This is a genomic window from Bacteroides reticulotermitis JCM 10512 (assembly GCF_000517545.1).
GTDB classification, from domain to species: Bacteria; Bacteroidota; Bacteroidia; order Bacteroidales; family Bacteroidaceae; genus Bacteroides; species Bacteroides reticulotermitis.
The window spans coordinates 128,905-152,524 of record NZ_BAIV01000001.1 but is presented as its reverse complement, the minus strand read 5'-3'; the positions used below and the strand labels follow the sequence as shown (position 1 = coordinate 152,524).

The window sequence follows — 23,620 nt, the reverse complement described above, 5'->3', positions numbered from 1 at the left end:
TTCTATCTATTGAATGTTCTGATACAAACATAACAAAAAATGTGCCCTTTTTCTATTTACAAGGACACATTTTTCTAATATTACATCGGAGCTTTCGCTTATTTTCAAAGTTTAACTTCCGATTTTATTTATTATCAGAATGTTAAACCGGATAGTTCTTTAAATGACATGAAGCCCATATAAAGGAAATTGCCATCCGAGTGCCGACAGGTTAAAGATAAACAAAACTAGACCCAAAAGCCATAAAATAAATAATGTCCACTTAAGAATAGCCCCCATCGGTTGCCAATGAAAGAGTTGACGAAGTATTCCATAAGCCAAACCGGCCAATGGGATTCCGATCAAAAGTATTCCTGCCATTGTTCCTGCTACAGTCATCAGAGGTGAAACCGTAGCTACAGGCATCCAATTGACAGAGGGCAACAACTCGAAAAGCAAAGCTCCCCCACCAATTGCAACTGCTATCAAAGCCACTACTAGAGCCACCAGAACGATAGCTAGCAGGAAAAGCACCGGACAGAAAACAATTATCACCGCTACTAAAAATATCTTCACGAGGAAGGCAACGATTGTTACAAAAACATCCCCTATCTTTTGCAAGAGAGTACGAGGTTTACCCGAATTCACATAATTATTTACTCCATCAGCTACCCGTTCAAATCCATCGGTAACTGTTTTACCAATGTTTTCCACCGTGACAGCTTCACCACGCATACTCAGTTTTTCGGCTGCTGTCCGTGCCTCCGGCATGAATATCCAGCAGGCAGATACGCAAGTATCATCGGGCAATAAGGCAAGAATATCAATGCAATCATCACAATACGCATAATAGTGGGATCCCAGCCCAAATAAGCAGCCAGACCAGCAGCTACACCGCCCAACATCTTATTATCCGGATCGCGAAAACAACGACGCCTGGTCGTAGTCCGATAGTAAGTTTGCTTCGTTTCTCCTTCCTTTGCTTTAGAAGATTCAGCGTTTTCACCGGCATCACCGAAGTCTTCCGGAGTGCCCATCCGCGCAATCACTTCTTCTACGTCGGTAATGGTGACCACCTGCTTGCTCGCTGTTATCTTTTCGGTAAACAGTTCGGCAATACGATTCTCCATGTCATTCACAATCTCTTCGGCTCCTTGTTGTTTGCGAAAATGCAAACGAAGATTATTCAAGTAGTCATCTAATAAGCGATAGGCATCTTCATCAATGTGATAAACAGCGCCACCTAAGTTAACAGTCAAAGTTTTTTTCATCGCTATTTCTTTTTTTTAGTCCAACTATTTATTTGCAATATGATTTACTGTTTCATTCAGTTCTCCCCAGGCCGATTCCAATTCACCCAGAAAGACTTCTCCTTTTTCTGTCAACCGATAGTACTTACGCGGCGGTCCTTGTGTGGATTCTACCCACTCATAATTTAACAGATCATCGTTTTTCAAACGAGTCAGCAGTGGATACAGAGTTCCTTCTACTACAATCAGCCGGGCGTCTTTCAGCTTCATAATGATGTCTGAGGCGTATGCCGGCTCTTGATGGAGTAGAAGCATGATGCAATACTCCAACATTCCTTTACGCATCTGCGATTTTACATTATCTACATTCATAACATTTCGTATTTACAATGCAAATATATGTATTGCCTATGTACCTTGTATCACATAGTACTATAATTTAATATTTATTAAATATAAAAAGACTGAATAACTCGCACAAAAAGAAATAATGCCTACATTTGCCAAACTAAAAATACTATTATTTATGCTTACGATCCGCCGAGCAACAGTCGACGACTGTCACCTGATAAATGAAATGGCCAGCGAAGTTTTTCCGGCCACGTACCGCGAACTTCTGTCTTCCGAGCAACTTGTCTATATGATGGAATGGATGTACGCACCCGACAATATCCGGAAACAAATGCAAGAAGAGGGTCACGTCTACTTCATTGCCTATAAAGGAGAATCGCCTTGCGGTTATCTATCCGTGCAAGCTCAGGAGAAAGGAATATATCACCTTCAGAAGATATACGTACTCCCCTCTTTCCAGGGAATTCATTGCGGTAGTTTCTTATTTCGGGAAGCGGTGAAATATATCAAAAGCGTTCATCCTGAACCCTGCCTGATGGAACTTAACGTCAATCGAAATAATAAAGCATTGCAGTTTTACGAGCGTATGGGAATGAGGAAGCTGCGTGAGGGTGATTTTCCGATTGGAAACGGATATTATATGAACGACTACATCATGGGATTGGATATTTGATTCAATTCGTCGACACCCATTAAACGCAGAGCCCCGGATAAGCATTGTGGCAATCGACCACTGCTTATCCGGGGCTCCGTATTGAGAATATTGCGATGGGGTTACTTCGCGACTCGTTCGAGCCACTTAAGCATAAAGATCATCGTAAGCATTGAAATCGTACAAGCTACTACAAATACAGTCCACGTCATCCAAATAGGTATTGATTCGTAAAGAATTGCACCAATTACCAATAACTGGTTACCAATGGCGGTTGCACCCAACCATCCACCTTGCATAATACCTTGGTATTTCGGTGGAGCTACTTTAGACACAAACGAGATTCCAAGTGGAGAGATGTACAACTCGGCAACGGTCAGAATCAGGTATGTCAACATTAATAAGAATGGGGTTACTTTCACCGGAGAAGTTCCGACAGCAATAATATCTTTGTGCAACGGCAGGTTGGCAAAATAAGATCCAACAGCCATCACGACAAAACCTAAAGCAGCGATTCCCATACCAATTGCGATCTTCTTGGGTGTGGAAGGTTCTTTACCACGTCTACGCTGACTGGCAAAAATAGCCATAATCACAGGAGTCAGGAACACAACAAAGAATGGGTTCAGCGATTGGAACAATTCGGCCGAGATAGGCATGCCAAACAGATTCAAATCGGTATACTCTTTGGCAAAGTAAGTCAAAGTCAAACCGTTCTGGTGGAACGAGAACCAGAAGAAGATAACAACACCAAACACTGCAAATAGAGCATAGATGCGTTGTCTAACTTCCTGAACACCCATTTCAACAACTTCTGCAGATTCAGAAGAAGCAGCCGACGCTTTCTTGCTCGGATCCGGAAAACTCTTCTTATTCAACAGGTAGATAGTCAAAGAAACAGCCATAGCAATAATAGCTACACCAAATGCATAGTGGAAACCAGTCGTAAACACATTCAAATAGTCAGAAGCAAAAGCTGTATAATCTTGTACCGGAGCAGAAGATGCGTTTGTTACTAGTGTGTGATAGGTTTCAGTAGCTTCGGGCGTCAAAGTGCCGGCTAACTGTCCGTGACATAATGCGGGAAGATCGGCGTTGTAGCTATAACCAAAGGTGGACAACCACCAGTTACGCACCCCTACGGCAGCAAACGGAGCAAAAATAGCACCGATATTAATAAACATATAAAACAGGGAGAATCCTGAGTCGCGCATATTGGCATATTGCGGATTATCATACATCTGACCGACCAGGGCCTGAAGGTTTCCTTTGAATAATCCGTTACCAAATGCAATAACAAACAAGCTGGTACAAGTAATCACCAAATAGAATGTCCGGTCGCTAACCGGTGTAGGCGAAGGAATAGCCAATAACAGATAGCCTACTGCCATCAAAACAATTCCCGTCAAAATAGTGCCTTTGTAGTTTCGTGTTCTATCGGCAATGATACCGCCAACTAAAGCAAGAATGTAAATAGAGAAATAAAAAGTAGAATAAATAAATCCTGCTTCTTTTCCGTTCATTCCAAACTTGGCCTGCAAGAAAAGTACAAGGATTGCCATCATGGTATAGAAGCCAAAGCGTTCGCCAAGATTGGCTAGAGCGGCTGCTATCAGTCCTTTAGGGTGTTTGTTAAACATACAATATAAGTTATTAAATTAATGATTCAATTGTCTGTATCACATATATTATGCAAATATATACTTTTTCAGAGTTTATTCCTCAAATAAACTGCATATTTCTGCCCGTACTTCGCGGATTAAATCATTCGGAGCTATCTTAATCTGAAGTCCCCGCACACCCGCACTTACATAAATATGCGAAAACGCACTGCAAGTCTCATGAATATAAGTCGGAAAATGCTTTTTCATTCCGATAGGCGAACAACCTCCCCGGATATATCCGGTAAGTGGTAAAAGCTCTTTCATCGGTATTAGGTCGCATTTCTTATTACCTGAAGCTTTAGCCGCAAGCTTCAAGTCGACTTCGTGTTCGCCAGGGATGATGCAAACAAAATAGCCGCTTTTATCTCCATGCAACACGAGCGTTTTAAATACCTGATCGATGTTTTCACCCAGATTAGCCGCTACGTGTACGGCACTCAAATCATGTTCGTCTACTTCGTAGGGGATTAGTTCATAAGCGATTTTAGCTTTATCCAGCAAACGTGCTGCATTGGTTTTATTGATTTTCATATCTTCGTTTATATAGTATTCATTTTACCCGATACAAAAATAAGGAAAATAATTCGTCGAAAGAGAAAATGGGCAGGCATAATCAAAGAAGCCAACGCATCACCCGAATCTTTTATCCGGTGTGATGCATTGACTTTCTACATTAAAATTTTAAAGAATAAATTTATTTGGTATACGTAATTGTATACGTATAGTCATATGAGTAGCTCTTTATTAATTCTTCTTCTCCTGTTTCAGTATGCATTCCATCTTCCCCCATTTTAACAAATACTTTATAGTCTTCCCAGTCTACAGTACTCTTGATTTCGCTAACATAACCTTCTTTGTCAAATTTATAAGAGGCTTTTGTTCCCACAACTCTGGAAATATAATAGAAGTTCTGCCCTTCCGATATACCTCCTCCATACCCTCCTGCTTCATGGTAGTCTCCAGACAATAAATTTGCACTACGCTTGCCCATAATTCCCAATATCCCGAAGAAACCATCCTCAAGTTCATAATCACCACTCAGTAACATATTTAGATCAAGGTTTTCTTTTTCATTTGGATAGTCAGTATACATATACTTCTCAAAAGCGGGATAAAATGATTCTTTATAATAAGAATCATTAGAGTGGATATAACGCTGTCTTACAAGATTCCCATTCTCCCAATCATATTCCGTCCCTATTTTTCCATTTCTAGCCCGCTTAGTAATATAACCATTATTATAGGCATATGAATTATAGAGGTCATAAGAATAAGACCACTTTGTAATGTAACCGTTTTCATTTAAATAAGCAGTAGTTATTGAAGGAGGTTCATCATTTCCTTTGGCATAATCGTTCATTATTACTTGTGAATTATTGGGATATTCAAAAGTATACAAAGCATACTCATCCAACGTTTCTTCATATCTTACTACCCTATTCCGATTATCATAAGTCACTTCCCAGCGATGGGAATAGTCTTCTTGATACATCGCGTTAAATCCCTTAATAGCTATACTTTTTATCAACTTGTCCTGTGGCACAGCCGGATCATTCACAGTAAGTTCACAGGTAGCAGTGATTGTTTCGTAAACAGTAGATTGCGCTGTAACAGTAGCATAACCGGCACTAATGGCAGTCACAAGTCCCGTTGCAGGATCAACTGTCGCAACTTCAGGATTATTGCTACTCCATACCACCGTCTGGATAGTAGCGTTAGAAGGTATTACTGAAGCTGTTAAGGTATGAGTAGAATTCAAATCCAACGAAAGTGTCGATTGACTCAGATTCAAACCGGTCACAGGATATGGATCAGTTGGTACCTCTCCTTTCTCGGTTTCACCTTCCTGCGTAACAGATACTTCTATTTTAGCTTTTCCACATGTTATTACAATCTTGGCAGATCGCGTCTTACCCGAGTAATTGGGTTCAAGAACAATGGCAAGCGTAATAGTACCTGCATCGCCTTCATAGGCTTCTTTCCCATTCAAGCTTAGCTTGAGCCAACTCACTTCATTGCTGCTTGCTGCACCACGAACCTTTGCCGGGCGAGAAGCCGTTGTTTCACTAACCGCAGCACTCCATGCACTTTTGGCTACGAACATAAATCCACCGCCAGTATCACCATCATCAGCAAAAGCTGTTTGGTTAGCCTGTTCTTTTTTAGGAAGAGTGATTTCATCTTCAAATGAAGCATCATCTTCGCTGCAGCTCACGAATGCGAAAACTGCCAATAAAACAAAAAATATATGTTTCTTCATTTCCTATATTTATTATATGTTATTTTTAATATACACACAAGGTATATACGTATCAATAGATTTACTACAAGGCTCCAGCTAATTGATTAATTAACCGAAGCCTTGCTCCTTATCTATTCTGAGTATAGCTTATTGTAGCAACCGTAGCTGGTTCTTTAGATCCATCTTCCGCTACATACATCACAGTTATCTTTGATGGGCGATTAAACTCATCAAATTCATATGAGCGGGCATAATGCCCTTTGTCATAGTGGCTATGCCCTTGTTCTTTGGTCATATAGTATTTGCTTCGCCTTCCCAAAGGAGCGACCAGTTTAAACCTTTCCTCTCCGTCAAAAACAGCATTATCTAACCATTCTGTCTCAAGAAGAAGCCAGTTAAAATCTAGATTAATCTCCAAATTATTCAATTCTGTACCATATTCCATAGTTGAAACATCACCATCATTATCCGCACGAATCAAATTATCATTTTCCCAAACAAATGCACTAGCCCAATCGGACGAGTTGTATCCGTAAGTTGTTACAAACCGCTTCAAATAGCCATCGGCACTGTATTCAAGTACGCCGCTGTCTATATCAGTTTCACCTTTAGAATCCCCAGGAAATTCACTAACCCAACTAACGACTCTTCCCCGACTATCAAGCACGTAGTCTATTTTACCATTAACTTCGTTATATTCACCATAATATGATTCCGTATACTTTATTTGCTCTTTTATTTCCTGTCCCGCATATGTATACGTAAATGAATTCATTTCTCCATCTTCAAACTTCTCTTCTATATGTGCCACACGACCATCTTGGTCATACGCAAAGTTTATAACCGTATTTGATGGCGTTATGTAATATTCAGTATATTCAATTTTATCCACCAACCACCTCACTGTTGGCGTAGGCTCAACAAGTTCTCCATCCTTCTTTTTCTCCTGAGTTACTGAAATAGAAACAGTTTCCCCACCACAGACTACTTTAATCGTTGCAGACCGGTCGGATTCTGTATAATTAGGGAGCAATGTTATATTTATCGTATGAGTACCGGCTGCCCCATGATCTGGATTTATTGTAATCCATTTTGTAGTAGCAGCATCACGTGTACTAGCTCCATTTACCACGCTTGCTTGCCAATCGGCAAGAGCGACAAACGTAACCTCACTTCCAGTTTCAGAAGCAGCAATTGTTTGTTTCTTATCCTTGGAATCAGAGAAAATGATATTTTTGTCTCCATCTTCCCCATCACAAGCAACTAAAAAAACTAACATCGCACACATCCATACCCAACACAAACTCTTAAGTTTTTTCATCTTCATAATCTTTTTCTTTTTAATTAATAGTATTCTAAGTATCTCCTTTTAAATGTTTTTATACACAAATCCATATCAAGGATTTAAGAAATTGGTAAAAATAGATTATAATAAATATTTAAAATCCACGGGAAACCGTGATTTCAAGCAATGAATCTTCGCTTGCCAATAAATAATAGCAAATTCGAAGCTATTCAATAGAAAATAAGAAAGAATTCAGAAGAGGCTGGAAATTACTACGCCGGCCTAACCAACGTAAATAAAGCCCGTTCCGACAACATATAGAAAAGAATTTATCTATTCTTTTTAGGATTGATTATGCCCTTAGAAATAGCTCGCATAACTAAATCAACAGCATTACGCGCATTCAGTTTCACCATCAAACGCTTGCGATGGCTTTCGATCGTATTATCCGAGACATGCAATCTTTCGGCAATTTCATTTGTACTAAACCCTTCGGCTATAGCGTGTAGTACTTCCATTTCACGAGCCGTAAGCAATTCGTCAGTAAAAGCTTCGGCATGAATCCCTTGTATTTTATTACGTACGGCTTCAAAGTGAGTGCAAAAATAGGTTTCACCATTTAGTACAGCATGAATAGCTTCCTGTACTTCCTGAATATTAGAAGACTTTAAAATAGCCGAATCGACTTCCAACTGAATCAATCGGTGAATATTCCATACCTCATCGTGCATCGTATTGACAATGATGCGAGCTTTAGGGTTACGCTCGCGAATACGATCGATTAATTCGAATCCCGTAGTATCGGGTAACTCAATGTCTAAGATATATAGATCGAATATCTTCTTATCTATCCATTTGCACGCTTCCCCTCCTGCAGATGCCGTAGCCAAAAAACCGCCTCCGGCATTTGCTCAATAATAAACTTAATCCCTTGCAGTATTAAATCGTGATCATCAATTAATAATATGTCCTTCTTGACTTCGCTCATTTAGTCCTTATATTTTTATTCTGCAAAGTAACATATATTCAAGAAACTTAATCTCACGGGAAACCGTGATTTATACGATATAATTCATTATACTTTCAGTTTAACAGTCAAAATTGTTCCTAAATCTTCGTAATTAAACGTGCATATACCATCCAAGCATTTCACACGATCGGCTATTGTACGAAGTCCTATTCCTTCCGTTTTGTTAGTTTCTTCCTTCGGTTTTTGTCCGTCAGCTTGAACAGATAAAGACAAGAAATCATCTTCGTCCACAGCAAGAGACACCTTAATTGCACCCGCGCCTCCGTGTAACATTGCATTGGTTATAGCTTCCTGTACAATCCTATAAAGTTCATACGCTTTCTGATGGGGTATTTGGTACCAATTCATGTCTAGCGGCGAAGAAAAATACTGAGTATGGATGCCATGTATTTTTTCGATTCTTTCTGTATAATCGGAAAGCATCATATCAAGGTTTGCATATTGCAAAGATGGAGGCATTAACTCATGGGAGATAAAACGTACGTCAACTCGCGCCTGCTCAAGTAAAGAGAAGATTGTTTGCAGATTCGTATCTTCCACATTGGGGGATCGCTGCATATACATCTCGATACCCAACAAGTCGTTACATACTCCATCGTGAAGTTCCTTAGCCAGGCGTTTCCGCTCGCTCTCTAAGCCATCTATATATTGACGTGCCAAACGCAGATCTAATTCTTTTTGTGCAGCTCTCTTTTTATAAAGCAAAACAAGACAAATAGACGTCACAATTAATAGCGCAACAACCAGCCATGCTATTTTTTGAACCATAGAAGCATATTGTTCAGCCTGAGTCCGCTTCAATTGCTCAATCTCCCATTCTTTCTCTTTGGTTTTATATTTTACAGTTAGGTCGCTCATTTGCTTTTGAACTTCCTGAGCAAACAAAGAATCTTTAGCCAAGTAGGCCTCTTTCATATATTCATAGGCCCGCTCATCTTTATTCAACCCGTGATAATTTAGACCCAGATGATAATACAAACGGTCGATTGGTGATTGCAGACTTTGACCACGATGTTTCTCTATTATTTCAAACGCTTCCAAACTTTCCTTGTATCGGCCATATTTTTCCATCAACTGCCCTTTTACCTCATAATAGCCTAATACCTCCGTACTAGATAATGGCAAAGCAGGAAGTATCTTTTCTGCTTTATTTATGTAATAAAACACAGAATCACGCAATTCTCGCAAATCAAAAAGACGCAACAATGGAATCAGACTTTTTATCTCCATCTGCGAAGAACCTATTTTTTCCGACTCACGCAATGCTACTTGCAAAGCCGGCGTACCCTCTTCAAGACGATTCAGCTTAACCAACACCGCTCCATAAGTACTGTATGAGTAAATATATTGTATTATATCTTCGTGTTTTGAGAGTTCAGCCGCCTCTATTCCTTTTTTTGCGTACGGTAGAGCCTCCTCTAGCCGGGAACCATTTGCATACAAGACAGTGATATTTGTATAAAGATTGGCAACAGCGACATATCTTGTTGATTTTCGGCAACCTCTAAAGCTTCTTTATAATAGTAAAGTGCTGAATCAGGCATTTCCTTGCGTCGATACAATACACCCATTGACGAGGCCGCAACAACTTTACCTTCATTCCAATGGAGTCGTTGAGCTTCATCATAAGCAAAATGATACTGAGATAACGCTTTATCCATCTCTCCAATCGATTGAGAATAGGCAGCCACATTGCATAATAAACCGGTATATACTGGGGCTGTTTTCTCCTTGATATGACTCAGACCTTTCTGGAAATAGTAATTTGCCGAGTCTGGCACCTTATACATATAATAATCTCCCAAGTCGGAGTATGCATTTGCTAAAGCATTCCCAGGAGCACTTCTTGCCATTCTCAATTTAATATATAAACTATCTAGTTCAGAATTTGTGTTTGCCTGGAGCATCAAGCTGAGAAAAGATGCAATAAGAAAGTAACAAAGTTTTTTCATCGTGTTTCAATTTAAAGCAATATACAAAAAAAAAACAATACGTGCCGACACATCAATCATAGTTTGATATATCGGCACGTAAAAAAATTATAATCCCAACTCTTCGCGAAGGAATTTTGCAGTATAGCCTTTCTGGCTTTTAGCTACCTTTTCAGGAGTTCCGAAACTTAAAAGTTCGCCCCCTCCTTTTCCGCCCTCCGGACCCATATCGATAATATAATCTGCCATCTTAATTACATCCAGATTGTGCTCGATTACAATTACCGTATTTCCTTTGTCGACCAATTTATTGAGCACTCCCATCAGTACCCGGATATCTTCAAAGTGAAGTCCGGTGGTAGGTTCGTCCAGGATGTAGATCGTTTTACCAGTGTCACGCTTAGCAAGCTCTGTTGCCAACTTTACCCGCTGACTTTCACCTCCGGAAAGCGTTGTGGATGATTGCCCTAGTTTGATATATCCCAATCCTACATTCTGTAAGACTTTGATCTTATTCAATATCTGCGGTACATTCTCAAAGAATTCTACAGCTCGATTGATTGTCATATCAAGCACATCGGCAATGGACTTACCTTTAAAACGTACTTCCAGAGTCTCTCTGTTATAACGTTTGCCGTGACAAACTTCGCAAGGTACATATACGTCCGGCAAGAAATTCATTTCAATCGTCTTATAGCCATTTCCCGAACAGGTTTCACAGCGTCCACCGGTAACATTGAAGGAGAAGCGTCCCGGTTTATAACCTCGGATCTTTGCTTCCGGCAAAGCTACAAACAGGTTACGTATATCTGAGAATACACCGGTGTAAGTAGCCGGATTGGATCGCGGTGTCCGTCCTAAAGGTGATTGGTCGACATTGACTACTTTATCTATATGCTCAAGTCCATCGAGTGAATCATATTCCAAAGGATCCTGCAACGAGCGATAAAACTTCTGTGAAAGAATGGGTTGGAGCGTTTCATTAATCAACGTTGACTTACCACTACCCGAAACTCCCGTCACACAGATCAACTGACCCAACGGGAATTCTACGCTTACATTTTTCAGGTTATTTCCTTTCGCACCACGCAGCCACAGGGAGTTACCGTTTCCTTTTCGACGTTTAGCCGGTACTTCAATCTTCTTTTTTCCATTCAGATACGCCGAAGTTAGCGTCTCGGTATGTAACATCTCCTGAGGAGTTCCGGCAAAGACGACTTCTCCGCCCAAACGGCCGGCTTTAGGCCCCATGTCGATCACATAATCGGCAGCCAACATCATGTCTTTATCATGTTCTACCACAATCACGGAGTTCCCCATATCGCGAAGTTCTTTCAAAGAACTAATCAGCCGTTGATTGTCACGTTGATGCAATCCGATACTTGGCTCATCGAGGATATAGAGCACATTTACCAACTGCGAACCAATCTGGGTTGCCAAACGAATGCGCTGGCTCTCCCCTCCCGAAAGACTCACCGAACTACGGTTCAACGCTAGATACTCCAGTCCTACATCCAGTAAGAACTTCAATCGCGTACGTATTTCTTTTAAGATCTCTTCGGCTATTTTCTTTTGCTTATCTGTCAAGAACTGATCCACATGCATCAACCAATCGTACAACTCATTGATATCCATATTGGCAAGCTCATTGATGTTTTTATCGTGAATGCGAAAATGCAAAGCCTCTTTATTTAGACGAGCACCTTTACACTCCGGGCAGGTAGTAGTCTTAGCAAACTGGTCCGCCCATTTCTGTGCAGTGGCCGAAGCATCCTTTTCTTGGAGCATCTGAATATACTTCACAACTCCTTCATACGTAACGAAGTAGTCGGAAGAGGTGCCAATCAACGAACTCTTAATTTTGATTCGCTCGTCGGAACCGTACAGAATTTCTTCAATAGCATCGTCAGGAAGTTCTTTGACCGGAGTCTTCAAGGTCGCTTCATATTTCTCGAGCAAGGCTCCAATCTGCCAAAAGATCATCGCATTCTTGTATTTGCCCAGTGGAGCGATTGCACCTTCGTGTATTGAGAGCGCACGATTCGGTACGACTTTGTCTATATCAATCTGATTGACAATTCCCAACCCTTTGCATTTAGGACAAGCTCCCTGTGGAGAGTTAAATGAGAAATTATGAGGAGCCGGTTCGCGATAAGACAATCCGGTAACCGGACACATCAACCGCTTGCTGTAATGACGAATACTCTCAGTCTGAGCATCCAGAATCATCATCAATCCATCTCCTTGACGCATAGCCGTAGCAACACTTTGCTTCAAGCGTTTGTCATCTTTATCAGCGACAACTAGTTTATCAATTACCACTTCAATATCATGGTTTTTGTAACGGTCGAGTTTCATTCCATGAACAACTTCCTTTACCTCACCATCGACACGCACATACAGATAGCCTTTTTTGCGTACCTGCTCGAATAGTTCTTTATAGTGTCCTTTACGGGCGCGAACCATCGGAGCAAGCAGAAATATCCGTTTATTCTTATATTCTTTCAGTATCAGGTCGATAATTTGCTCCTCGGTATATTTCACCATCTTTTCGCCTGAAAGATAGGAATAGGCTATTCCGGCACGAGCGTATAACAAACGAAGGTAATCGTAGATCTCCGTCGTGGTTCCCACTGTAGAGCGAGGATTCTTATTGGTCGTTTTCTGTTCAATAGATATAACCGGACTCAGTCCTGTAATTTTATCTACATCCGGTCGCTCCAGATTACCGAGAAAGTTACGGGCATAAGCCGAAAATGTTTCAATGTAGCGACGCTGTCCCTCGGCAAATATTGTATCAAAGGCCAGGGAGGATTTACCACTCCCACTCAAACCTGTGATAACCGTGAGACTATCACGAGGAATCTCCGCATCAATATTTTTAAGATTGTGCACGCGCGCACCGTACACATCAATATATTCTGTTTCTTGCATATTCTTACCGTTATAAATGTTGCAAAATTAATCTTTCCTAGTGAAATACGAACCTAAAAAAGCACAATATTATTTTCTTAACTCAAATCTTATGAAGATATAGGTCATAATTTGTACCTTTGTTCCTTGATTTCAAAACCTATAGTTTTAAATAAATGAAACCGATCAGTAGATTCTTTTTATTCCTGCTTTTCATAAGCACCTCATACGCTATCAGTCATGCACAAGATATACAGTCATACTTCTTGCATACCATTGAAAAAGGACAAAGCCTTTACTCTATTTCCAGCATGTATAATGTCACGACTTCCGACATTATCCGCTTGAATCCGGGATGTGAGGAAAAGATCTACGCCGGACAAACGATTAAAATACCGAAAGGGAAAAGTAGCCAGAAAGGAGAAACCTTTCACACGATACAAGCAGGAGAAACACTTTATAAGCTAACTCAACTCTATAATCTCTCCGCCAAGATAATCTGTGATGCCAATCCCGGACTCAGTGCCGAGAACTTCCGCATCGGACAAGTTATACGCATACCTTTAGAGGAAGAGACGATTTTGGCGGAAACGCCGAAAGCACCCGTTGAGAAGCCTGCTATTCAGGAGGCGGTACAGTCGAGATGCAAGGATATGCATAAAGTAAAACGCAAAGAGACCGTGTTTAGCGTCAGCCGCGAATATGGGATTAGCGAACAAGAACTAATCGACGAAAATCCGGAACTAAAACAAGGAATGAAAAAAGGGCAACTTCTGTGCATTCCTTATCCGAAAACAACGACGATGGAGCCGACGAAAAAGGACAATTCTGCCATCATCCCGCCGAGTAATAACGAGTTGTTCCAAAAAACCAAAGAAACTCCTAAGTCTATTTCGACTATACAGGCCGCGCTCCTACTACCATTTTATGAAGATAAACGAATGGTGGAGTACTACGAAGGTTTCTTGATGGCTGTGGATAGCTTGAAACGCACCGGAACTTCAATGGATTTGCACGTGTACAACTGCAATAAAGATAATGCTTCGCTAAAAGCGATTCTGAGCAAAAGTGAAATGAAGAAAATGGATGTGATTTTCGGTCCAATGCATCAACAATTGGTTAAGCCGCTGTCTGATTTTGCCGAGAAGAATAACATTCGCTTGGTTATTCCTTTCTCATCAAAGGTTGACGAAGTATTCAACAATCCATTCATCTACCAGATCAATACACCGCAATCTTACTTGTATTCGGAAGTATATGAACACTTTACCCGTCAGTTTCCAAATGCACATGTGATCTTTATCGAATCAAGCACTCCGGACAAAGAGAAAGTGGACTTCATTAAAGGTTTGAAACAGGAGCTAAAGAGCAAGGGAATCAGCATGAAGACAGTTAGTGAAAACGCAACGCAGGAAGGTTTCAAAGCCGCTATGCAAAGCAATAAAGAAAACGTCTTTATTCCGACATCTGGAAGTAACATCTTATTGATTAAAGTTTTGCCGCAGCTAACTTTATTAATTAGAAGCAACCCGGAAAGCAATCTGCATTTGTTTGGTTACCCGGAATGGCAAACCTATACCAGAGATCATCTGGACAGTTTCTTTGAACTGAATACTTATTTCTATTCTTCGTTCTATACCAATAATCTCTTTCCGGCAGCCATCAACTTCACGAATGCCTACCACAAATGGTATAGCAAGGATATGGCTAGCAAATATCCCTGCTACGGCATGTTGGGATTCGATACGGGATTCTTCTTCCTGAAAGGTTTATCGCGCTTTGGTTCGCAACTAGAAGAGAACGTTGGAGATATGAATTTGAACCCTATACAAACCGGATTCAAGTTTCAGCGGGTAAACAATTGGGGAGGATTCGTGAATAAGAAGGTCTTCTTTATACATTTTAATAAAAACTTCGAGTTAGTCAAACTCGATTTCGAATAACATATTCAAGGCACAGTAAGTCCACTATATGAAAGAATCAAAAAAGTTAAAGATAAAATCACTTTTGGCAGCAAGTGTCTTATTGACCGGTTTGTCAACCTCGGCTATGGCGCAAATAGGAGAACAACGGCAAAACCTATCAGTCGGCTTCAATGCCGGTGCGAACATCAATAGCGTTTCCTTTACGCCCAGAATTAAGCAAAACAGTATGACGGGCATAACCGGTGGACTAACCGCTCGTTACATTTCCGAGAAGTACTTCGCCATGATATGTGGCGTACAGGTAGAGTTGAACTTTTCGCAAAGAGGATGGGACGAGTTATTCGAAACTTTAGATGAGAACAATCAAACGGTTAAAGATCCCAGCAGATCGTATACGCGCAATATGACCTATGTTGATATTCCTTTTCTGGCTCATTTAGCATTTGGTAAAGACAGAGGTGTGCAGTTCTTTGTCAATGCCGGTCCGCAAATAAGCTTCTTAATCGGCGAATCGGAAGACATCAATGTAGATATGAATAATCTGACTAATACGCAGAAAGAGATCTATGACCACAAAATACCCAATAAATTTGATTACGGTATTGCTGCCGGTGGCGGACTAGAACTTCGGACTAGAAAGGCTGGAAACTTTCTGGTTGAAGGACGATACTATTTTGCACTCTCTGACTTTGTCAGCACAACCAAGAAAGACTATTTCTCGCGTGCAGCTCACGGTACCATCACCGTTAAGCTGACTTATTTATTCGACCTGAAAAAATAAAGTCCTTCGCATAGCAAAAGGAAGTAGATATAAATAATAAGGGCTATCTCATTAAATTTGAGATAGCCCTTATTATTTATATTGTACTGTGATTACAAGCTTCGCCTGTCTATTCTCAACGTAGGCGAATGAGAATTATCTGAGTCGATCAGCTGCCTTAACCATCAGTTCATCTTTGCTAATAGCACGAATGGCCAAATAGTTCAGGATAATAGCAATAAGGGGAAAAGACAGCGCCCAGTCCACCCGAAAGCTTACCACTTCACTACGCAATGAGAAATAGAAGGTAACAAAAGCAATGTAAAAGCCAACCAACAACAAACTATTAAAAACCGACATACGTACTTGGAGAGGGCGGTTCTTGAATAAGAATATTGTAGCAAGCGAAACAGTTGTGCTAAGCAATAAAATAAAGAATAGTCCTGATGTTGAGTAATGAGCACCATTAACATCAACACCCAATACACTAAAAGGATATGCTCCTACTGCATCCGTAAAATACGCTACCGGCAAACATGCGGTTGCAATGAGGAGTCCTGTGACAATCAGTAAGTAAAGCGTTTGAATTCGTTGAATCATAAGTTTTTTATAGCAATTAATAAGAAGTTAAACAACAATAGTCAAGCAATAAGAGATGGATAAAATCGAGATCCACTTATCGCTTGACTATATATTCTTTTGGGGTCAGGAAAAGTAATTAATGTAATTTCTCTTTTTCCTTAGCCGGATTTCTATAATATATCTTCCCTTCGAGGTATTCTTGCGTAGCAATCAACGTCGGTTTCGGCAATTTCTCATAATAACGAGAAATCTCGATTTGCTCTCTGTTTTCGAATATCTCTTCCAAGTTGTCATTATAAGAAGCAAACTCCGCCAATTTCTTAGAAAGGTCTTCTTTTATTTCCACACTGATTTGGTTAGAACGTTTTCCAATGATGGAAACAGTCTCGTACACATTACCCGTATCAGAGCATAAGTCCATCATGTCACGAGTTACAGTCGTAGTAGGAGCATTCGTCTTTTTGTAGTCCATAAATCTATTTAAAATTAGTCTTTAATTACTTTTTCTGAATCATTAAATATTCTCTCGGCTTCTTTCAGATATTTACTTTCCGGGAATTCGTTTTTGAAAGCGTAGTATTCATCTACAGTTTCACGATAACGATCGGTTTTCTTATCATCAACGCTATAAATAGCCATTTCATACCGGGCACGTAAAACCAACATAGAGAGTTCTTCGCGATAGTCAGTATACGGATAATCTTTCAGCGCATTCTGAGCGGTAATTACACATGACTCATAATTGTTGCCTAGATAGTTGCCCAAGTTATAATATAAGCGGGCAGAATAGAGCTCTTTCAAAACCAACTTATCCTGCAAAGCGAAAATCATATCTTGCGCTTCCATCTTCTTTGCACTGCTAGGGAAATACTCCATAAACATTTGCAGCTGTTGGATAGCTTGATATGTACTCGATTGATCAAGACGTGGTTCCGGAGTATCGAGGTATAGCGCTTTTCCTGTATGGAAGCGTGCTAATTCCGTAAACAGCCCACGGGGATACGTATTATAATATGTGATGAATGTCTGAGCAGCTGTTTGATAATCCCGTTGGTTATAATAACTCATACCCAACATATACAAGGATTCTTCCGCTTTATCAGTTCCCTTCAGGATGGTAATCAATTCATTCAGCAAAGTAGCTGATTTATTGTACTGACCCTTGGCAAAATAGTTTTTTGCGGCCTCATACTTATACTCATAATCTGTGCTTTTAAGCAATTTGTTATACTCTCCACACGAGGTCAGAGCAGCGGCTGCAAATAGAGCTATAATGATTTTTTTCTTCATTCTATTATAAAATAATGCGCAAAGTTACTTATTAGTCGGGAATTAACCAATTAATCAATGTTTTTTAATACATAAAAGCCGTTAAACATCGACGAATATAGCAAAAAAGTCTGCGAACGCCCGCAAGGATACCATAAGCAGAAGCCTGATTATGACAAGCAACGCTCCCGAGTTATCGCAGTAGTTCGTAAATCAAAGCAATTAGAGTTTATACAATTCATTGGCCGCCAATAAATCGACCTTTTTCTCCTTCAACACTTCAATACACTTTTCCATGTTGCTGGGTCGGATTACCACATTCGCAATATGATTATTGGCAAACGAATACATATATTCGATAAATACGCCTTCGGCTGACAAAAAGCCAAGCACCTTCGCCAACGCTCCCGGAATATTCGGACAACTGATACCGACCACATCCGTTATATTTACGGCGAAATGATGCTCTTTCAACGCCTTGTAAGCGGCGTCAGGATCGGATACGATTCCACGCAAGATTCCAAAGTCCGCATTTTCGGCAATACATAAGGCAGAAAGATTGATATTTTCTTTTGCCAACACTTCAGTAACCTCAGTCAAACGACCGGATTTGTTTTCTAAAAAAATAGACAATTGTTTCGCTATCATATTATTTCATGCTTTAGGTTTACAGTTTTCTATTATCAATCACTCGTTTGGCTTTCCCTACGCTACGCTCGATGCTGCGCGGTTCCACCAACTTAACGTTCACTCCCAGTCCCAGCACGCTTTGCAAGCGAGCCGTAAGTTTCTTCTTCAAGCTCAACATCTTGTTCATCTCGTCCGAATTGTATTCCGGACGCACTTCTACTTGAAGTTCTACGGTGTCGACATTGTTTTCGCGCCCTACTACCAATAAATAATGCGGTTCGAATTCAGCGAGTTCCAGAATAACCGATTCAATCTGCGTCGGGAATACATTGACTCCACGGATGATCAGCATATCGTCGCTACGTCCCAGAATTCGGTCCATACGTACCAATGTACGTCCGCAAGCACACTTATCAGTATGCAGAGCGGTCAGGTCGCGCGTCCGATAACGCAGCAACGGCATTCCTTCTTTAGTTAAATGTGTGAAGACTAATTCCCCTGTTTCGCCGGGTGCTACCGGCTGCAATGTATTCGGGTCTATTATTTCAGGAAAGTAATGATCTTCATTCAAGTGAGTTCCCTGCTGACATTCACACTCATACCCTACTCCCGGTCCGGCTATTTCACTCAGCCCGTAAATATCATAAGCTTTAATGCCCAGTTTCTCTTCGATTTCCTGCCGCATACTTTCCGTCCACGGTTCGGCTCCGAAAGCGCCTATCTTTAATTTAAAGTCTTCACGAGGCAGGCCGGATTCTTTGATGGCTTCGGCCAGATAAAGTGCATACGACGGTGTACAGCAAAGTATGGTCGACCCGAAGTCATGCATTAATATAATTTGTTTTTCCGTATTGCCACTAGACATGGGAATAACCGATGCACCGATATTCTCGGCTCCCGCATGTGCTCCCAAACCACCTGTAAAAAGTCCGTAACCGTAAGAGATCTGGAATACATCCGACTGCCCTGCACCGTAAGCCATAAAAGCCCGCGATATACATTCGGTCCACGACGACAAATCTTTCCGGGTATAGCCTACAACGGTAGGTTTCCCCGTGGTTCCGGAAGATGCATGAATGCGCACAATCTGACTCATCGGTACCGCACAAAGTCCAAACGGATAATTATCTCTCAAGTCATGCTTGGTTGTAAACGGCAATTTTACAATATCATCAATGGAATTAATATCGTCGGGGGTGATCCCCATTTCATGCATTTTCTTCCGATAAAAAGGTGTGTTGTGATAAACGTAGTCTACAATTTTCTTGAGTCGTATACTCTGAATCTTCCGAAGGCTTTCGCGATCCATACACTCAATGGTTTCATTCCAAATCATGCTCTTCATATAATTATTAAAGAATTTAAAGATGGAGAATTGAGAATGAAAGAAAAACAGTCGGTTTCAATTTGAGTTTCATTTTTTATTTCTCAATTTTCAATTATTTTGTTGCAAAGTAAAGGATTTATTTGGATAAATGATTTGTATTCTCGATTATTTTGCCGAATATTGCTCCACTTTTAGCATTTAATTATGAAGTTTGAATTAACATCCGCTTATAAGCCTACCGGTGACCAACCGGAAGCAATCGCTCAATTGACAGAAGGAGTACTCCAGAACGTTCCCGCACAGACGTTATTAGGGGTAACCGGATCAGGAAAAACGTTTACGATAGCTAATGTAATTGCCAATATTAATAAACCTACTTTAATATTGAGTCATAACAAGACATTGGCGGCACAGCTATATAGTGAGTTTAAAGGTTTCTTTCCGAACAACGCAGTTGAGTATTATGTGTCTTATTACGATTACTATCAGCCGGAAGCCTACCTCCCGGGTTCTGATACATATATAGAGAAGGACCTCGCCATCAATGATGAGATTGATAAGCTCCGGTTAGCTACTACCTCATCGCTCCTTTCGGGTCGAAAAGATATTGTTGTGGTTTCCTCCGTTTCCTGCATATACGGCATGGGAAATCCGGCGGACTTTTACAATAATGTGATCGAGATAGAGCGATCACACTTGCTTGATCGAAATGTTTTTTTACGCCGATTGGTAGATAGCCTATACGTGCGTAATGACATTGAGTTGAATCGCGGTAATTTCCGTGTGAAAGGCGATACGGTCGATATCTACCTCGCTTACTCAGATTATCTGCTCCGCGTCATGTTCTGGGGAGACGAAATAGACAGCATCGAAGAGGTAGATCCAATCAGCGGAATCACACTCTCCTCTTTCGAGGCATATAAGATTTATCCCGCCAACTTGTTTATGACTACCAAAGAGGCTACCATCCGGGCAATTCACGCTATAGAAGATGACCTGACCAAACAAGTTGCCTTTTTAGAATCAATCGGTAAAGAGTATGAAGCCAAGCGCCTGTACGAACGGGTTACCTATGATATGGAAATGATTCGGGAACTGGGACATTGTTCGGGTATTGAGAACTATTCCCGTTACTTCGACGGACGAGATGCGGGAACACGGCCTTACTGCTTGCTTGACTTCTTCCCGGACGATTTCCTGATTGTGATTGATGAGAGCCATGTGAGTGTGCCTCAAATCCGTGCGATGTACGGAGGCGACCGTGCGCGAAAGATTAACCTGGTGGAATATGGATTCCGCCTTCCCGCCGCAATGGATAACCGACCGTTGAAGTTTGAAGAGTTTGAGGGGCTGGCTAAACAAGTTGTCTATGTCAGCGCCACGCCGGCAGACTACGAGCTGATACAATCTGAAGGTGTTGTGGTAGAACAAGTTATTCGTCCGACCGGCCTACTCGACCCGATTATCGAAGTGCGTCCGAGCCTCAACCAGATTGACGACTTGATGGAGGAGATTCAACTCCGCATCGAGAATGAAGAAAGAGTACTTATAACCACGCTTACCAAACGAATGGCAGAAGAACTGACTGAATACCTGCTCAACAATAATGTAAGTTGTAATTACATTCACAGTGATGTCGATACGTTGGAACGGGTAAAGATCATGGACGATCTTCGACAAGGAGTATACGATGTACTGATTGGCGTCAACCTGCTTCGGGAAGGCCTCGACCTACCTGAGGTATCTTTGGTTGCCATCCTCGATGCCGATAAAGAAGGGTTCTTACGTTCGCACCGTTCGCTCACGCAGACAGCCGGACGTGCAGCCCGTAACGTTAATGGAAAGGTTATTATGTACGCCGATAGAATAACGGCAAGTATGCAACTTACCATTGATGAAACCAATCGCCGAAGAGAAAAACAGTTGGCTTACAACGAGGCGCATGGTATTACTCCTCAACAAATTAAGAAGGCTCGTAACCTAGCCGTATTTGGCAATGCCAGTCAGGAAAGCGAACTAACAGCCAAAGAGAAGCGGGCTTATATCGAGCCGAGCACACCGAATATAGCTGCCGACCCAATCGTTCAATACATGACTAAGCCGCAAATGGAGAAGAGTATTGAACGCACGCGCAAACTGATGCAGGAGGCTGCTAAGAAACTAGAATTCATTGAAGCTGCCCAGTATCGTGACGAGTTGTTGAAGCTAGAGGACATGATGAAAGAGAAATGGGGGTGATTCGGGAACATCGGTAGCTGGAGATAAGAAGATAAGGAGTGAACAAATGCAAACAATTATCTGATCAAATCACATTTTGATATATATTATTGATTAATAGCCTGCTATGTTGCGTGTACTTTTTTGAGACTCATAGAGCCGCACGATACAGTTAAAAAAAAGACTTGATTGATAAATTGGAATCTATGCTTTTTTTGAGAAAGCAAACTATACCTTATCGCCTATGGGAATCAAACAATCAAAAAGAAGACGCAAAATAAGCAACTGGTATACTGAATGATACACGAAAAAGTGATTAAGTCATAAGAGTGTTGTATCATTGTGCAAAGTGCTGCTGTCAAGCCCTGCTAATGCAATTAGGGACGCTAGTAGGCTACACGGTTATCGTTCACTAGCTAAAAGAGTCTAAATTTGAGTCGTAGCAGGAAAATAGCACGATCATCGGATCTCCTACTTTTGCCGCCGATCCCATAAGGTCAACCCATTGGATTCTTTTACACAACTAAAAGGTAAGAAAAGACAGTTTCACCGCTTCGGAAATTCGTTTGATATAAAGAAACAAACTGTTTCATAAGCATGAGAATTTTGTTTCACCCTTATGAAACAGTTGTTTCATCACGAAGAGAATTTTGTTTCATCACGAAGAAACTCCTGAGAAAGTGTCTTTTCCTGCTTTGAGTTAACTATCTTTCGTTTTTACTTCTACTCTCAGTAACGTACGTTATAGGTTGGAATGCCGCTAAGATCTAACGTTCCTTTTCCACAACGGCTTTAATTAACCTTTCCATTACATCATATCCGGCAGGTGTGGGATGTACACCGTCTTGCGTATACGCCGAATTGAGAGATTTGTCAGCGGATACGACCATTGGGCCGTAGTAATTTACAAAAGGAATTTTATTAGATTTAGCATAAGCCTCGATCCGGGCATTCAATGCTTCTATCTTTTGAGGAGCATCTGTTATTGCCTGATTCCATTTAAAAGAAGCGGCAGGAAGTACGGAAGTCAGTATTACTTTGATGTGATTCGCTTTAGCCAATTCGACCATGGAGACAATGTTGCCGAATGTGTAGTCTTCATTATAAGGTCCGGTGTTTTCCGCAACATCATTGGTTCCGGCATTAATAACGACCAGTGAAGGAGACAACTTAATCACATCTTCCCGAAAACGTAGTAGAAACTGATAAGACGTTTGTCCACCAATGCCACGCCCGATATAACCATTAGCTTTGAAGAAGTCGGGATGTGTCCGTACCCATCCTTCGGTAATTGAGTTACCTAAAAACACAACCCGTTTCTCTTTCTTAGTCACCGGAGGAAGTGCGGCATTATCTTTTGCGTAACGCTCTAGGTTACCAAAGTCTTTCTTCTGCGCATACGTTTCACCGGCAAAACAAACCGAACAAATAAGTATCAATAACAGATATTGATTCAAGTTTTTCTTTTTCATGTTTAAATTAGTATTAGTACAAGAATTGGCTACAAAGATAAAAAAAGACATTATATAATATATAGGATTACGCACTAAAAAGTAATAGGTATACCGGAGAAGTTTACCAGCATACCTATTACTTTTTCCTTTTTTCCCAGA

General features: G+C 40.9%; 19 protein-coding genes and 1 pseudogene. 4 read left to right on the top strand and 16 right to left on the bottom strand.

Going from position 1 to position 23,620, the window contains the following annotated elements; genetic code table 11:
- Positions 1–159: 159 nt before the first annotated feature.
- Both JCM10512_RS00505 and JCM10512_RS00500 read right to left on the bottom strand, forming a co-directional pair.
- Positions 160–1,250: pseudogene (locus JCM10512_RS00505) on the bottom strand (PspC domain-containing protein).
- Between the two features lie 24 nt (positions 1,251–1,274).
- Entirely contained in the window at positions 1,275–1,601 is a 327-nt protein-coding gene (locus JCM10512_RS00500; protein ID WP_044159331.1) for a PadR family transcriptional regulator, read from the bottom strand.
- Positions 1,602–1,755: 154 nt separating this feature from the next.
- On the opposite strand from JCM10512_RS00500, the gene JCM10512_RS00495 reads away from it, so the two are divergent.
- On the top strand, positions 1,756–2,253 hold the full coding sequence (locus JCM10512_RS00495) for a GNAT family N-acetyltransferase (RefSeq protein WP_044159552.1): 498 nt from the start codon (positions 1,756–1,758) through the stop codon (positions 2,251–2,253).
- Between the two features lie 101 nt (positions 2,254–2,354).
- Here JCM10512_RS00495 and JCM10512_RS00490 read toward each other — a convergent pair whose 3' ends face one another.
- The 8 genes from JCM10512_RS00490 to uvrA form a co-directional block, all read right to left on the bottom strand.
- Entirely contained in the window at positions 2,355–3,872 is a 1,518-nt protein-coding gene (locus JCM10512_RS00490; protein WP_044159329.1) for a peptide MFS transporter, read from the bottom strand.
- Between the two features lie 75 nt (positions 3,873–3,947).
- Entirely contained in the window at positions 3,948–4,427 is a 480-nt protein-coding gene (gene ybaK / locus JCM10512_RS00485) for a Cys-tRNA(Pro) deacylase (RefSeq protein WP_044159326.1), read from the bottom strand.
- Positions 4,428–4,590: 163 nt separating this feature from the next.
- Complete coding sequence (locus JCM10512_RS22670; RefSeq protein ID WP_052517051.1) at positions 4,591–6,156, bottom strand: Ig-like domain-containing protein; 1,566 nt, start codon at positions 6,154–6,156, stop codon at positions 4,591–4,593.
- 109 nt (positions 6,157–6,265) lie between these two features.
- Positions 6,266–7,465 carry a BACON domain-containing protein gene (locus tag JCM10512_RS00475; RefSeq protein WP_044159324.1) on the bottom strand — a complete coding sequence of 400 codons (1,200 nt, stop codon included), beginning with the start codon at positions 7,463–7,465 and terminating at the stop codon, positions 6,266–6,268.
- 287 nt (positions 7,466–7,752) lie between these two features.
- A complete protein-coding gene (locus JCM10512_RS00470) occupies positions 7,753–8,313 on the bottom strand; it encodes a LuxR C-terminal-related transcriptional regulator (RefSeq protein ID WP_244436788.1) in 561 nt (186 codons plus the stop codon).
- A 185-nt stretch (positions 8,314–8,498) separates the two neighbouring features.
- The gene (locus tag JCM10512_RS00465) at positions 8,499–9,896 is read right to left on the bottom strand and encodes a tetratricopeptide repeat-containing sensor histidine kinase (RefSeq protein ID WP_244436786.1); all 1,398 of its coding nucleotides are present in this window, start codon (positions 9,894–9,896) and stop codon (positions 8,499–8,501) included.
- Positions 9,872–10,306: a tetratricopeptide repeat protein gene (locus JCM10512_RS23235; RefSeq protein WP_244436784.1), complete on the bottom strand. Its 435-nt coding sequence runs from the start codon at positions 10,304–10,306 to the stop codon at positions 9,872–9,874. Before JCM10512_RS23235 ends, JCM10512_RS00465 begins: the two co-directional genes overlap by 25 nt.
- Positions 10,307–10,492: 186 nt before the next feature.
- Positions 10,493–13,318 (bottom strand): excinuclease ABC subunit UvrA, encoded by a 2,826-nt coding sequence (gene uvrA / locus JCM10512_RS00460; protein ID WP_044159320.1) that lies wholly within the window; start codon positions 13,316–13,318, stop codon positions 10,493–10,495.
- 155 nt (positions 13,319–13,473) lie between these two features.
- Here uvrA and JCM10512_RS00455 point away from each other — a divergent pair, with 155 nt between their 5' ends.
- Together JCM10512_RS00455 and JCM10512_RS00450 are read left to right on the top strand one after the other, a co-directional pair.
- Positions 13,474–15,240 carry a LysM peptidoglycan-binding domain-containing protein gene (locus JCM10512_RS00455; RefSeq protein ID WP_044159318.1) on the top strand — a complete coding sequence of 589 codons (1,767 nt, stop codon included), beginning with the start codon at positions 13,474–13,476 and terminating at the stop codon, positions 15,238–15,240.
- A 28-nt stretch (positions 15,241–15,268) separates the two neighbouring features.
- Positions 15,269–16,003, top strand: a complete 735-nt coding sequence (locus tag JCM10512_RS00450) for a porin family protein (RefSeq protein WP_044159315.1) — start codon at positions 15,269–15,271, stop codon at positions 16,001–16,003.
- A 135-nt stretch (positions 16,004–16,138) separates the two neighbouring features.
- Here the strand turns inward: JCM10512_RS00450 and JCM10512_RS00445 are convergent, their stop codons facing one another.
- The 5 genes from JCM10512_RS00445 to JCM10512_RS00425 all read right to left on the bottom strand — a co-directional run bounded on the left by JCM10512_RS00445 (position 16,139) and on the right by JCM10512_RS00425 (position 19,799).
- The gene (locus tag JCM10512_RS00445) at positions 16,139–16,582 is read right to left on the bottom strand and encodes a DUF4293 domain-containing protein (protein WP_044159312.1); all 444 of its coding nucleotides are present in this window, start codon (positions 16,580–16,582) and stop codon (positions 16,139–16,141) included.
- A gap of 118 nt (positions 16,583–16,700) precedes the next feature.
- Positions 16,701–17,036, bottom strand: coding sequence for a DNA-directed RNA polymerase subunit omega (locus JCM10512_RS00440; protein ID WP_044159311.1), 336 nt, complete (start codon positions 17,034–17,036; stop codon positions 16,701–16,703).
- A gap of 14 nt (positions 17,037–17,050) precedes the next feature.
- Positions 17,051–17,854 (bottom strand): outer membrane protein assembly factor BamD, encoded by an 804-nt coding sequence (locus JCM10512_RS00435; protein WP_044159308.1) that lies wholly within the window; start codon positions 17,852–17,854, stop codon positions 17,051–17,053.
- Positions 17,855–18,055: 201 nt separating this feature from the next.
- On the bottom strand, positions 18,056–18,481 hold the full coding sequence (locus tag JCM10512_RS00430; protein ID WP_044159306.1) for an ACT domain-containing protein: 426 nt from the start codon (positions 18,479–18,481) through the stop codon (positions 18,056–18,058).
- Positions 18,482–18,500: 19 nt separating this feature from the next.
- The gene (locus JCM10512_RS00425; RefSeq protein WP_044159303.1) at positions 18,501–19,799 is read right to left on the bottom strand and encodes a phenylacetate--CoA ligase family protein; all 1,299 of its coding nucleotides are present in this window, start codon (positions 19,797–19,799) and stop codon (positions 18,501–18,503) included.
- A 195-nt stretch (positions 19,800–19,994) separates the two neighbouring features.
- Here JCM10512_RS00425 and uvrB point away from each other — a divergent pair, with 195 nt between their 5' ends.
- The gene (gene uvrB, locus JCM10512_RS00420) at positions 19,995–22,028 is read left to right on the top strand and encodes an excinuclease ABC subunit UvrB (RefSeq protein WP_044159300.1); all 2,034 of its coding nucleotides are present in this window, start codon (positions 19,995–19,997) and stop codon (positions 22,026–22,028) included.
- 746 nt (positions 22,029–22,774) lie between these two features.
- On the opposite strand, the gene JCM10512_RS00415 is transcribed toward uvrB, so the two are convergent.
- Positions 22,775–23,479, bottom strand: a complete 705-nt coding sequence (locus JCM10512_RS00415; RefSeq protein WP_044159297.1) for an SGNH/GDSL hydrolase family protein — start codon at positions 23,477–23,479, stop codon at positions 22,775–22,777.
- Positions 23,480–23,620: the final 141 nt, after the last annotated feature.

Bases quoted from the DNA above. Each gene is read 5' to 3' on its own strand.
- ybaK (WP_044159326.1), bottom strand. From the start codon at position 4,427: ATGAAAATCAATAAAACCAATGCAGCACGTTTGCTGGATAAAGCTAAA.
- JCM10512_RS00495 (WP_044159552.1), top strand. From the start codon at position 1,756: ATGCTTACGATCCGCCGAGCAACAGTCGACGACTGTCACCTGATAAAT.
- JCM10512_RS22670 (WP_052517051.1), bottom strand. From the start codon at position 6,156: ATGAAGAAACATATATTTTTTGTTTTATTGGCAGTTTTCGCATTCGTG.
- JCM10512_RS00500 (WP_044159331.1), bottom strand. From the start codon at position 1,601: ATGAATGTAGATAATGTAAAATCGCAGATGCGTAAAGGAATGTTGGAG.
- JCM10512_RS00445 (WP_044159312.1), bottom strand. From the start codon at position 16,582: ATGATTCAACGAATTCAAACGCTTTACTTACTGATTGTCACAGGACTC.
- uvrB (WP_044159300.1), top strand. From the start codon at position 19,995: ATGAAGTTTGAATTAACATCCGCTTATAAGCCTACCGGTGACCAACCG.
- JCM10512_RS00425 (WP_044159303.1), bottom strand. From the start codon at position 19,799: ATGATTTGGAATGAAACCATTGAGTGTATGGATCGCGAAAGCCTTCGG.
- JCM10512_RS00440 (WP_044159311.1), bottom strand. From the start codon at position 17,036: ATGGACTACAAAAAGACGAATGCTCCTACTACGACTGTAACTCGTGAC.
- JCM10512_RS00490 (WP_044159329.1), bottom strand. From the start codon at position 3,872: ATGTTTAACAAACACCCTAAAGGACTGATAGCAGCCGCTCTAGCCAAT.
- uvrA (WP_044159320.1), bottom strand. From the start codon at position 13,318: ATGCAAGAAACAGAATATATTGATGTGTACGGTGCGCGCGTGCACAAT.
- JCM10512_RS00455 (WP_044159318.1), top strand. From the start codon at position 13,474: ATGAAACCGATCAGTAGATTCTTTTTATTCCTGCTTTTCATAAGCACC.
- JCM10512_RS00475 (WP_044159324.1), bottom strand. From the start codon at position 7,465: ATGAAGATGAAAAAACTTAAGAGTTTGTGTTGGGTATGGATGTGTGCG.
- JCM10512_RS23235 (WP_244436784.1), bottom strand. From the start codon at position 10,306: ATGGCAAGAAGTGCTCCTGGGAATGCTTTAGCAAATGCATACTCCGAC.
- JCM10512_RS00450 (WP_044159315.1), top strand. From the start codon at position 15,269: ATGAAAGAATCAAAAAAGTTAAAGATAAAATCACTTTTGGCAGCAAGT.
- JCM10512_RS00430 (WP_044159306.1), bottom strand. From the start codon at position 18,481: ATGATAGCGAAACAATTGTCTATTTTTTTAGAAAACAAATCCGGTCGT.
- JCM10512_RS00415 (WP_044159297.1), bottom strand. From the start codon at position 23,479: ATGAAAAAGAAAAACTTGAATCAATATCTGTTATTGATACTTATTTGT.
- JCM10512_RS00435 (WP_044159308.1), bottom strand. From the start codon at position 17,854: ATGAAGAAAAAAATCATTATAGCTCTATTTGCAGCCGCTGCTCTGACC.